Below are 12187 nucleotides of genomic sequence, written 5' to 3' on the forward strand. Positions count from 1 at the left end.
TCAGTCCTTCTTCTTGATCAGGCCGGCCAGCGCGGCGAACGGATTATGCGTGGCGGGCGCCACCTCGGCCGACAGCAGGCCGGCGCCACGGTCCGCTTCCAGGTAGCGCGAGTGCTCATTGTCGTGGCAATACAGGCACAGCAGTTCCCAGTTGCTGCCGTCCGGCGGATTGTGGTCGTGGTTATGGTCGCGGTGGTGCACCGTCAGTTGCTGCACGTTGGCACGCGTGAATTCGCGCGTGCAGCGGCCGCATACCCATGGATACATCTTCAGCGAGCGCTCGCGGTAGCCGCTCTCGCGCTGGTCGGCGGCGCGGCGCGCTTCGGCCACGATCTTGTCCAGTCTTGCCGCGTCGGGCTTTTTACTCTGCATGACAACTTTCGATATGGGAGGTAGAAGCGCCCATTTTAATGAGGATGGGGACGCAATTGTACTTTTTCTGCCACGCCGCCAGCCCGTGTCGTCGCCGGCGTGCTTTTTTTAGCGTGCGCGGCACCACAGATACTTGATTTAACGCAGAATAAGCCCAGCGACAGACCGCGAACAGACGATGGGAGCGGCGGCAACAGCGTGACGCGCAAGGCAGCCGATTTCGGCTATCATGCGCGCCACGCCGCCCCTCCCTTTTACCATGACTCTAGCCTGCAAGCGCCCGTGATAGCGATAACAAGACCCCTGCAACGCCTTGCCCGCCGCCTGTACCGTCTCAGCCTGGTACCCCTGTTCGCGCTCATCTTGCTGCTGGCGCTGTGGGCGGCCGTCTTTTACCAGGTGGGCCAGGAGCGCGCCAGCGCCGTGCGCGACGCCGTGGCCGTCAGTCAGTCGCTGGCGCGCACCCTGGCCGACCATACCAGTTTCACCCTGCGCCAGGCGGACCACGCCACGCAATTGTTCAAGCTCAAGTACGAGGAATCGGATGGCGGCCTGCGCCTGAATGAATTCATGCGCCGCCAGGGCCTGCTCGACAGCGTGCTGCCGTCGAAGCTGGCATTGCCGATCGCCCTCGTCGATGCACAGGGCAATGTGATCGACAGCGCCAATGCATATATGCCAGAAAACCTGGCCAGCCAGGCATTTTTCAAGGCGCTGGCCGCGAATGCGTCCGACACGGCCCTGGTCGACACGCCCATGCTCGACGCGGGCGCCAGGCACTGGACCATCCGCCTGGCACGCCGCCTGAACGATGCGCAAGGCCGCTTTGCCGGCGCCATCATCATCCACGTCGACCCGACCTATTTTGTCGACGATTACGACCGCCTGGACCTCGATGAACAGGGCGCGCTGATGCTGGTGGCGCGCGACAGCGGCCTGACGGTGGGACGCATCGGCGAGCAATTGATCCTCAGCGACCGCATCGACTTCCGCATGCCCGGACCGCCCCGGCATGCCGCCGAAGAATTGCTGATCGAGCCGCCCGTCGACGCGACGGCGCGCATCTACAGCTACCGCGAGCTGCCACGCTACCCGCTGCTGGCCGTGGTGGGCGTCAGCCGCGCCGTCGCCCTGACGCGCTTCGAACAGCGCCGCCTGGAGTATGTCGGCGCGCTGCTCGCCGCCAGCGTGCTCATTGGCGGCTTTACGGGCCTGCTGATGCGCCAGAGCGCGCGCCTGCGCCGCAGCATCCGCCAGGCCAAGGAAACGCAGGCCCTGTTGCGCGCGGCGCACCAGGGCAGCCTCGATGCCGTGCTGCTGCTGAAGGCCTGGCGCCCCGCGCCGGGCAAGCCGGTGGAAGACTTCATCTTCGCCGACGTCAACGAGCGGGCCGCCGACATGCTGGGCAAGCCGCGCGCGGAACTGCTGGGCCAGCGCGTGCTGCCGCGCGTGCCGCTGCTGCGCGGCGAGCGTTTTTTCAAGCGCTTCGTGCTGGTGATGGAAACGGGCCAGCCGCTGGAAGACGAATTCGAGCTGACACTGGCCTCGGGCGGCACGCGCTGGCTGCGCCACCAGGTGGTGCCCATCATCGACGGCGTGGCCGTCACCACGCGCGACATCAGCGCGCGCAAGCACGACGAACTGGCGCTGCAGGATAACCGCAGCTTCCTGCAGTCGCTGATCGACCATTTGCCCGTGCTGGTCTACGTGAAAAGCGCGCGCCCGGAGAATTTCGGCAAGATGGTGGTGTGGAACAAGGCGGCCGAGGATATCACCGGTCACCTGGCCGCCGACGTCATCGGCAAGACCGATTGCCAGGCTTTTCCACCCGACTTCGGCCTGCACGATGCCGAGGACGACCGCGCCATCCTGGCCGAGCGCGGGGTCATCGAGCATACGGAAAAGCCCTTGCGCCTGCGTGATGGCAGCCTGCGCTACGTGCACGCCGTCTCCGTGCCCGTGTTCGACGAGCGCCAGCAGATCGAACATATCCTGTGCATCGCCGAGGATGTCTCGCAGCGCCGCCAGCAGGAACTGGAACTGCGCCAGAAACAGGCGGAGCTGGCCGCCGTCACCGACGCCTCGCCGCTCGGGCTGGTGCGCCTGGACCGCCAGCGCCGCTGCACCTACGTCAACCGCACCTTCGAATCGATCACGGGCCTGCCGCGCGCCGCCGCCCTGGGCGCCGGCTGGACCAGCGCGCTGCACCCGGACGACTATCCGCTGATGCACGTGGCGCTGGAACAGCTCAAGCGCAGCCACGCGCCGTTCCAGTCCACCTTGCGCTGCCTGCAACCCGACGGCAGGCTGGTCTGGGTCTCCGTCAAAATTGCCCCCATCCTCATCGACGGCCAGATCGAAGGCTATGTGGGCAGCCTGGACGACATCACCACCTTGCGCGAATCGGAAGTGGCGCTGCTCGAGAGCGAAGCGCGCCTGCGCACCATCGCCGACACCCTGCCGGCCATGATCGCCTACATCGACGCCGACCAGGTCTACCGCTTCCTGAACATCGCCTATGAGCGCGAATTCGGCCTGACCGGCCGGCCGGCGCTGGGCCGCAGCGTGCGCGAGACCGTCGGCGAGGCGCGCTACCGCACCGTGGCGCCGTATATCGAGCGCGTGCTGGCGGGTGAAACCCTGAGTTTTGAAGAGGAAGATGAAAGAGAAGGCATCGAGCGCTGCCTGGAAGTGATCTACATTCCGCAGATCGGCGAAGACAAGCTGCAGGTGGCGGGTTTTCACGTGATGCGCCAGGATATCACCGTGCAAAAGCGCGAGAAACAGCGCTTGCTGCAGCTGGCCCAGGTCGATGTGCTGACCGGTTTGTCGAACCGCGCCGGCTTCCAGCAAAAACTCAGCGACGCCATGCACGCCAGCCGCCGGCAACAGCACCTGATGGCCGTCATGTACATGGATATCGACCGCTTCAAGCCCGTCAACGACACGCATGGCCACGGCACCGGCGACGCCCTGCTGCGCGCCTTCGCCCAGCGCCTTACGCAGACCATGCGCGTCAACGACATCATCGCCCGCCTCGGCGGCGACGAATTCACCATCATCATGGAACAGATCGCCCGGCCCGACGACGCGGCCGCGCTGGCGGAAAAAATCGTCGCCGCCATGCGGCAGCCGTTCGAACTCGATGGCATCACCGTGCGCATTTCCGCCAGCATCGGCCTGGCCTTCTACCGCGACGAAGACATTTCCCCCGCCGTGCTGCTGCAGCGCGCCGACGTGCTGCTGTACCAGGCCAAGCAGGATGGGCGCAATACCTACAGGGCCGGCGCATTGACGGCTTGATGGCTGAGGGCAAGCCCAACTGAAGGCTGGGGTCAGACCCAACGGGTCTGACCCCTATCATTCCGCCCCCTGTCATTCCTGCTATATTGGCGCCTGTCTCCCCTACCCTTGCCCCACCATGCGCCTGCTGCACACTTCCGACTGGCATCTGGGCCAGACCCTGCACAACTATGAACGGGGCTACGAACACCAGCGCTTCCTCGACTGGCTGCTCGACACGCTCGTGATGGAGCAGGTCGACGTGCTGCTGGTGGCGGGCGACGTGTTCGACAACGCCAACCCGTCGGCCGCCTCGCAAAAGCAGCTGTACGTATTCCTGCAGCAGGCGCGCGCGCGCCTGCCCGCGCTGCAGTTGATCGTCGTCGCCGGCAACCACGATTCGGCCGGACGGCTGGAAGCGCCCGGCCCCCTGCTGGCCGCGCACGGCACGCACGTGATCGGCCACCTGCTGCGCGGCGACGATGGCCAGATCGACCTGGAGCGCCTGCTGCTGCCCCTGACGGGCGCCGATGGCCAGGTGCGGGCCTGGTGCCTGGCCGTGCCCTTTTTGCGCCCTGGCGACGTGCCGAAGCTGCCCGCCGGCGACACCCAGGATGCCTACCTGGGCGGCATCGCCCTGCTGTACCGCCAATTGACGGACCTGGCGCTGGCGCGCCGCCAGCCAGGGCAAGCCATCATCGCGATGGGCCACTGCCACATGGTGGGCGGCGAAATGTCGAACGATTCCGAGCGCCGCATCGTCATCGGCGGCACCGAGATGCTGCCGTCGGGGATCTTCGATACCGCCATCGCCTACGCGGCGCTGGGCCATTTGCACAAGGCGCAGGCCGTGGGCGGGCAAGAACATATCCGCTACTGCGGCAGCCCGATTCCCCTGTCGTTTGCCGAAGTGAACTACCGCCACCAGGTGCTGTGCCTCGATATCGACGGCGAGCAATTACGCGAGGTACGCGTCATCGAGGTGCCGCGCGCCGTGCCCCTGTTGCGCGTGCCCGCCACGCCGGCGCCCATCGCCGAAGTGCTGGCGCAGCTGGCGGCCCTCGACGTGCCGGATTCTCCGGCCGAAGCGCAACCGTTCCTGGAAGTGCGCGTGCGCCTCGATGCGCCCGAGCCGGGCCTGCGCACGCGCATCGAAACGGCGCTCGACGGCAAGAGCGTGCGCCTGGCAAAGATCGAAACGTCGAGCGCCGCGCGCAGCAGCGCGCCCGAGAACATGACGCTCGACCAATTGGGCCAGCTGCAGCCCGACGACATCTTCCGCCGCCTGTACCAGCAAAAATACGCCAAGGAAGCGCCACCCGAACTCCTCTCGGCCCTGGCCGAACTGCTGCTGCCCGGCGCCTGACTGCTCCTGAAAAACCATGAAAATCCTGAAAATCAGCGGTAAGAACCTGGCCTCGCTGGCCGGCGAATTTGAAGTCGACTTCCAGCAGGAGCCGCTGGCGTCTTCCGGCCTGTTCGCCATCAGCGGCCCCACAGGCGCGGGCAAGAGCACCCTGCTCGACGCCCTGTGCCTGGCCCTGTACGACGCCACGCCGCGCCTGCTGAAAGTGCTGGGCCGGGGCAGCGCCCTGCCCGACGTGGGCAAGGAAACCGTCAACGCGCAGGATACGCGCACCCTGCTGCGCCGCGGCACGCCGGACGGCTATGCGCAAGTCGATTTCGTCGGCAACGACGGCGCCAGCTACCGCGCGCGCTGGAGCGTGCGCCGCTCGCGCACCCGGGCTGAAGGGGCGCTGCAGGCGACCGCCATGAGCTTGCATCAGCTGCCCGCGCTGCAAGCCATCGGCGGCACCAAGACGGAAGTCAAGGAAGAGATCGAAAAACGCATCGGCCTGTCCTTCGACCAGTTTACGCGCGCCGTGCTGCTGGCGCAGAACGAATTTTCCACCTTCCTCAAGACGGAAGACAATGAACGGGGTGAATTGCTGGAAACCCTGACGGGCAGCAGCATCTATACGGACATTTCCATGCGCGCCTTCGAGCGGGCAAAAAAGGAAAAGCAGATCCTCGAACGCCTGGGCGAAAAACTGGCCGACCAGCGGCCCTTGTCGCCGCAAGAGCGCAGCGAGACCGAGGCACTGTGCGGGGCGGCCGAGACCAGCCTGCAAACGATCGACCTGCGCAAGGCGGTGCTGGAACTGCAGCAGCGCTGGCACCAGGAGACGCACAAGCTGCAAACCCAGGCGACGGCCGCGCAAGAGGCGCTCGATAGCGCCGCCGTTGACCGCGCCGCCGCGGAAGAACGCCGCGCGGCGCTGGCGCAGTGGGAATTGCTGCAGCCGGCGCGGCCCCTGATCGACGACGTGGCGCGCCTGGCCAGCGACATCGCCGGCAGCGGCGCCGCGCTGGAAGCGTCGCGCGCGCAGGCGGCGCACGCCGTGGCCAGCGAAGCGCAGCTGGCGCAAGCCGTGCGGCAGGCGGCAGCGGCCTTGCTGGCCCGGGAAGCGGCGCAGCGCGATGCGGCGCCCCTGCTCGACCAGGCCAAGGCACTCGACGCCGGCATCGCGGCCCACTTGCCCGCGCACCGCCAGGCGCAAGATGGCGCCCTGGCTGCTGACCAGGCCAACGAGGCGGCGCGCAGCGCGCTGCAGGCACTGCAACAGCGCCAGCACGCCGCGCAGGCGGAACAGGAAGCGGGCCGCCAGTGGCTGGCATCGCACCAGCAGTGGCAGGCGCTGGCGCAATCGTGGCAGTTGTGGGATCAATTGTTTGCCCAGGCCGGACAAGCAGCCGCGCAAGCCGATGCGGCCGACGCCAGCATGGCCGAATCGGCGCAGCAGGTGCGCCTGGCCTTGGACGCCACGCAGGCGGCGCAAACGGCGCTGGCCAGCGCCGCTGCCGCGCTTTCCATGCGCGATGCGCAGCGGCGCGAAGCGCTGGCGCTCGTGCAAGCCATCGATGGCCAGGCCTTGCAGGAACAGCGCGGCCAGCTGGAAGACCATGCGCGCGTTTTAACCAGCGCGGAAAAAACCTGGAGCGAACTGGCACGCCAGCAGCAGGCGCTGGCGCACTGGCAAGCCAGGGCGGCCCAGCTGGCGCAGGCCGCGCAAACGGAAAGTACGGCATGGGCGGCGGCGGCGGCGCAAACGCCGCTGCTGGAAGCGCGCCTGGCGCAGGCGGAAAAGTCGTTGAAGGGCGCGGAAGCGGCATGCGCGGCCAGCGTCGAGCAGCTGCGCGCCACTTTGCAGGACGAGCAGCCCTGCCCCGTCTGCGGCGCGCTGGAGCACCCGTACAGCCACGCCGACCATACCAACCACGCCTTGCAGGCGATGCTGGCCAGCTTGCAGGATGACGTACTGGCTTGCCGCACGCAAGCGCGCGACAATCTGGAGCGGCTGGCCACGCACAAGGCGGCGCTGGCCGCGACGGCGCGCGAACAGGCGCAAACGGATGCCGAACTGGCGGCCCTGCCGCCCGCCATCGACAGCCTGAATGCGCAGTGGCGGCCGCATGCGGACACATTGGAATTGCCGCCGGCAAAGCAGCGCACGGACTGGTTCACGCGGCAGCTGGCGGCGAATGCGGCCGGTTTGCAGGCGCTGGCGCAGCAGGAGGCGGCGCTGCGCCAGGCCGGCGCACGGCGCGAGCAGGCGCAGGCGGCGCATGAACTGGCGTCAAACGACCACGCGCGCTGCGCCAGCGCCGTCGCCGATGCGCAAGCGCGGCTGGCGCAACTGCAAGCGCAGCAAGCGGGCAACGCCGACAAGGGCGAGACGGCGCGCGCCGCGCTCGATGCCTTGCTGGCGCAGCTCGATGGCGCGTTTGCCGACGCCGACGGCGCCGAGGACTGGAAAGACAGCTGGCGCGCCGGCCCGGCCGCCTTCCGCACGGCGCGTGAAACGGAAAGCCGGCAATGGCTGAAACAGCAGGCGGATCAGGACCACCGCGGCCACGCGCTGGCGACCCTGGCCGCGCAGCTGGAAGCGGCGCAGCTGGCCGCCGGCAAGGCGCAGCAAACGGCGCAAGAAGCCCACGCCGTCTTTGCCGCTGCCGACAAGCAGCGCACGGCAATGCAAGCGGAACGCAACGCGCTATGGCAAGGCCAGAGCGTGGCCGAGGTGGAGCGCGCGCTGGCAGCCGCCGTCGCGGCAGCCAGGGAGCTGCTGGCGCGACAGCAAACGGCGGCGCAATCGGCTGGCCAGCAGCGCACGCGTCTGGAAGAAGCGTGCGCGCAGCTGTCGCAGCGCCTGGTCGCCTTGCGTGAACAGGAACACGGCGCCACAACCGCCCTGCACGACTGGCTGCGCCAGTTCCAGCTGGCCCACCCTGGTCACGCGCCCGCCGACATGGACGCCTTGCGCGCGCGCCTGGCCATCGCGCCGGACGCCATGCGCGCCGAACGCGACGCCCTGCAAGTGCTCGCCGACCGCCACACGGCGGCCGTCTCCGTGCTGGCCGAACGCCGGCAGCAGCTGGCGGCGCACCTGGCACAGCCGCCAGACGGCCTGGAAATGGACGTGGCGGCGCTGCAGGCGGCGCTCGACGCACTGCTGCTGGAACGCCAGGCGGCCAACCAGGAAGCGACGCGCCTGCGCCTGGCCATCGCGCAAGACGACGCGCGGCGCCACAGCGCGCAAGCGATGCTGGCGCAAATCGAGGCGCAAGCCGTCATCGAGCGGCGCTGGGCCAGCCTGAATGAATTGATCGGCTCGGCCGACGGCAAGAAATTTCGCAACTACGCGCAGCAATTCACCCTGGAAGTGCTGCTCGGCTATGCCAACGCGCATTTGAACCACCTGGCGCGCCGCTATCAGCTGGAGCGCATCGACAACCCGAACAATCCCTCGCTGGGCCTGATGGTGCGCGACCAGGACATGGGCGGCGAGCTGCGCTCCGTGCACTCGCTGTCGGGCGGCGAATCGTTCCTCGTCTCGCTGGCCCTGGCGCTGGGCCTGGCTTCGCTGTCCTCGAACCGGGTGCGCGTGGAATCGCTGTTCATCGACGAGGGCTTCGGCAGCCTGGACACGGAAACCCTGCGCGTGGCCATGGATGCGCTCGACGGCCTGCAAGCGATGGGCCGCAAGGTGGGCGTCATCTCGCACGTCCAGGAAATGACGGAGCGCATCGCCACCAAGATCCTGGTCCAGCCCGGCTCCGGCGGCAAGAGCGTGGTGACGGTGCGCTAGCGTGGCACAGGTTCGCGGCCCAGCCTGAGCAGATCCCAGCCCAGTTCGCGGCGGATCTGCTCGGGGTCGGGCGGGGGCCGGCGTTGGGCCAGCTCCGCTTTCAGCCACTTCCTGACCAGCTCCTTGGCGGGCTGTACAGGCTTTTCCTTGTCATGCTTGTCCATGGTGCTACCTCTTCAACGGCGGTCAGACGACCTCCTATATACGCTCAACGTCATGGCGCGGATTCAGTTGACGTGCGCGTGGCGCAGATGCAACAACGTGTAACGATGGCCGGAGTGCGTTAAAATCGCCGCCTTCGCGCAGGCACCGCCTACGCCCCGCAACAATTCAAGGAAACCCATGAAAGCCGCCCGCAGCCTCACCTTCAAGTGCGTAAAATGTCACAAATCCATGCAGGTCTACCTGCAAAAAGTCTCTGCCTGCTCGCATATCCAGCCATATCAGGGCATTTGCGCATGCGGCGAACTCAAGCGCCACGCCACGGGCCAGGCCGATGCCGTCAAGTCTTACCTGGAGTCGGCGGATGGTAACTGGGCGCACCACCACTAATGGTTAAAGAATGGGCGTAGAACGCCGTTAATAACGGTACTTCGCTCACTGAGAAACCGCCATGTCCCAGCTTCCCGCCCTTGCCAGTCGTCAACCCGCCGCGAATACGCTGGCTGGCCAGCAGCCGTCCCGCACAGGAAGCGGCGCCATGGGCCTGGCCGCTTCGCCCCTGATGCAGCGCACGGCGCAAGACGTGGTGGCCCTGTCAAAAAACGGCCTGGACCTGTCGGCCAAGGGACTGTCGCAACGGACCGATGCGCTGGGCAACGCCACCGTCGATGTGGCGCAAGATTTTCTTGGCAACATGACGCGCCAGCTGTTCGGCGACGGCGCCACGATCGCCTTTGATTCGGTCGACCTGCAAGCCGGTTCCAGCTTCAGCAGCGGCAGTGCCAGCGTTTCGGGCGCCGGCAGCAGCCGCGCCGCCGCCGCCTTCAGCCTCGATGAAAACGCGCATTTCATCGGCAAGGGCAAGATCACCACGGCCGATGGCCAGACCTTCGACTTCGAACTGGAAGTGCAATATCAATCGAACATCAGCGCGGGCGCATTGGTGCAAACGCAAGATGATGCGCAGGAAGTTCCGCCACCCGATGACGCCGCCCTGCCCGCCAAAGAGTTGCCCGCCACGACTTTTGCCGGCAATCTGCGCGACCTGTTCAAGCTGCTGGGCCAGCAATTGCAAAGCAACATTTTTAATAACAACGTCAACAGCAACGCCGATGGCGCCAGCGCCAGCGGCAAGGATGGCGACCTGGCAGGCAGCCTGAGCTTGCGCTTGCTCAAGCTGGTGCAGCCGGACGCGGCGGTCAAAGCCGACAAGAAAGCCGTGGAAACCACGCCGGAAGAGCAGGCGCGCGCCCGCGCGCTGGCACTCGCCTATGGCACGGACACTGCTAACGGCACGGCCAGCGACGTATAATGGAAGACGGCCTGCGCAGGCGACCATGCCGCGCGCCCCCTTCTATCGATTGAATCCCATGTCCGACACTTCTTCCCCTACCGTTCATCCGCAGATCCACTGGAGCGAAAACGGCGCCGAGCATTCGGCCCGCTGGCGCTCGGAAAGCGGCATGCCGCCGCCCAAGCGCGTCGTCATCGCCGATGACCGCACGACGGCCGACCAGGCTTACCGCCTGGCCTGCGAAGGCACGGCCATGCTGTGGCGCGGCGACTTCCAGAACGCGCGCCAGCTGCTGCAGGCGCTGGCGCGGCGCGCCGACCACAAGAACGACAAACCGAGCAAAAAGGCCAAGGCCGCCAAACTGGCGCAACCGGAACCATCGGCCACGGAAGCGTTTCACTTGCACCGCCAGGCGCAGTCGCAGCGCGCCCGCACCCTGGCCATGCTGTTGCTGCCTTTTGACGCCGACTACACGATCCCGCTGCGCCGCGCGCCGGACGTGAAACTGGCGTGCAATGAAGCGTATGGCCGTGGCGAAGAAGCGTTCGTCGCCTCGCTGCGCGAGCTGCTGGGCCTGATTGGCGCGCACGAATGGCGCCGCACGGGCGTGGAACTGCCGGCCCTGGGCCAGCGCATCCACCCGCATTACGGCGTGTTCGCGCCGATTCGCGGCGAATACGTGGGCCTGGTGGCGGACGCGCCACTGCCCGCGCGCGCCAGTCTGGCCTTCGACATCGGCACCGGCACGGGCGTGCTGGCCGCCGTGCTGGCGCAGCGCGGCATCCAACGCATCGTCGCCACCGACCAGGACCCGCGCGCCCTGTCCTGCGCGCGCGAAAACCTGGCGCGCCTCGATTTGCTCGATAAGGTCGATGTGGTGCAGGCCGACCTGTTCCCCGCCGGCCGCGCGCCGCTGATCGTATGCAATCCGCCATGGCTGCCCGCGCGCCCCAGCTCGCCGATCGAATACGCCGTCTACGATCCGGACAGCCGCATGCTGCGCGGTTTCCTCGCCGGCCTGGCCGCTCACCTGGAAGCCAACGGCGAAGGCTGGCTGATCCTGTCGGACCTGGCCGAGCACCTGGGCCTGCGGCCGCGCGCGCAATTGCTCGAATGGATAGCGCAGGCAGGCTTGAAGGTCGTCGACCGCCTGGACGTGAAACCCACGCACCCGCGCGCGCAGGACGCCACGGACAGCCTGCACGCGGCCCGCTCGAAGGAAGTCACGTCGCTGTGGCGCCTGGCGGCGGCATAATCGAGGGTCTGAAACCAGGCCATTGCGCATTGCAGCAAACCCGGCTATAATTCGGCTGCGGGGTGGAGCAGTCTGGCAGCTCGTCGGGCTCATAACCCGAAGGTCACAGGTTCAAATCCTGTCCCCGCAACCAATACATAAAAACCGCTGACTCCTGCAAGGGATGCAGCGGTTTTTTCATATCTGCATCGCTTATGCGTCGCGCGGCGCGTAGTGGGCGATGCCATGGCCGAACGACCAGTTTTCAGGCGCCACCTCGACGAGGTTGATAAAAATGTCCTCGGGACGCAGGCCGGGACTGCTGGACAGGCGCTCGGCAATCCGGGCATAGAGCGCCTTTTTCTGCGCTATCGTCCGGGTCTTGCTGACCGTGATCTGGATCATGACGAGATCGTCGCTGCGCGCGATGCCAAGATACGACTTGCCGTAGCTGAAATCGTCTTCGTCGTGCTCGCTGATCGTCATGAAGCGGTCATCGTCCGGCACGTCAAACGTTTCGCGCATGGCCAGATACAGGCCATCGAGTATGGCCTGGCGATAGGCGGCGGGCTTGCCCCGCCGCAGGGATACGCGTGTCATCGGCATGCGTGACTCCTTCCTGATGGTTGATTGAGATAGCTAACGATAGGCGCTATTGACCATATTGAAAACACATGGCACCATATTTCAATG

At 66.7% G+C, this 12187-nt stretch carries 9 protein-coding genes and 1 tRNA gene; 7 read left to right on the forward strand and 3 right to left on the reverse strand.

The genetic code is table 11. The features are described from left to right. The gene (locus tag KY494_RS07115) at positions 1–372 is read right to left on the reverse strand and encodes a YajD family HNH nuclease (RefSeq protein ID WP_258194728.1); all 372 of its coding nucleotides are present in this window, start codon (positions 370–372) and stop codon (positions 1–3) included. A 198-nt stretch (positions 373–570) separates the two neighbouring features. Here KY494_RS07115 and KY494_RS07120 point away from each other — a divergent pair, with 198 nt between their 5' ends. The 3 genes from KY494_RS07120 to KY494_RS07130 all read left to right on the forward strand — a co-directional run bounded on the left by KY494_RS07120 (position 571) and on the right by KY494_RS07130 (position 8804). Then, positions 571–3675, forward strand: a complete 3105-nt coding sequence (locus KY494_RS07120) for a PAS domain S-box protein (RefSeq protein WP_258194730.1) — start codon at positions 571–573, stop codon at positions 3673–3675. Between the two features lie 118 nt (positions 3676–3793). Further along, complete coding sequence (locus KY494_RS07125) at positions 3794–5020, forward strand: exonuclease SbcCD subunit D C-terminal domain-containing protein (RefSeq protein WP_219890423.1); 1227 nt, start codon at positions 3794–3796, stop codon at positions 5018–5020. A gap of 16 nt (positions 5021–5036) precedes the next feature. Further along, positions 5037–8804: an AAA family ATPase gene (locus KY494_RS07130; protein WP_219890424.1), complete on the forward strand. Its 3768-nt coding sequence runs from the start codon at positions 5037–5039 to the stop codon at positions 8802–8804. Here KY494_RS07130 and KY494_RS07135 read toward each other — a convergent pair. Continuing rightward, complete coding sequence (locus tag KY494_RS07135; RefSeq protein WP_167389643.1) at positions 8801–8968, reverse strand: hypothetical protein; 168 nt, start codon at positions 8966–8968, stop codon at positions 8801–8803. The two genes, KY494_RS07130 and KY494_RS07135, sit on opposite strands and share 4 nt — an antisense overlap. Before the next feature lie 178 nt (positions 8969–9146). On the opposite strand from KY494_RS07135, the gene KY494_RS07140 reads away from it, so the two are divergent. From KY494_RS07140 to KY494_RS07155, 4 genes are all read left to right on the forward strand, one after another. Further along, positions 9147–9356: a hypothetical protein gene (locus tag KY494_RS07140; protein ID WP_099759861.1), complete on the forward strand. Its 210-nt coding sequence runs from the start codon at positions 9147–9149 to the stop codon at positions 9354–9356. Between the two features lie 61 nt (positions 9357–9417). Beyond that, on the forward strand, positions 9418–10278 hold the full coding sequence (locus KY494_RS07145; protein ID WP_219890425.1) for a hypothetical protein: 861 nt from the start codon (positions 9418–9420) through the stop codon (positions 10276–10278). Between the two features lie 58 nt (positions 10279–10336). Next, positions 10337–11515 (forward strand): class I SAM-dependent methyltransferase, encoded by a 1179-nt coding sequence (locus KY494_RS07150; protein ID WP_219890426.1) that lies wholly within the window; start codon positions 10337–10339, stop codon positions 11513–11515. 56 nt (positions 11516–11571) lie between these two features. Further along, a tRNA-Met gene (locus tag KY494_RS07155) sits at positions 11572–11648 on the forward strand. A 59-nt stretch (positions 11649–11707) separates the two neighbouring features. On the opposite strand, the gene KY494_RS07160 is transcribed toward KY494_RS07155, so the two are convergent. Then, complete coding sequence (locus KY494_RS07160; RefSeq protein ID WP_141172522.1) at positions 11708–12100, reverse strand: tautomerase family protein; 393 nt, start codon at positions 12098–12100, stop codon at positions 11708–11710. Positions 12101–12187: the final 87 nt, after the last annotated feature.

The sequence above is a fragment of the Janthinobacterium sp. PAMC25594 genome (assembly GCF_019443505.1).
Classification (GTDB): Bacteria; Pseudomonadota; Gammaproteobacteria; order Burkholderiales; family Burkholderiaceae_D; genus Janthinobacterium.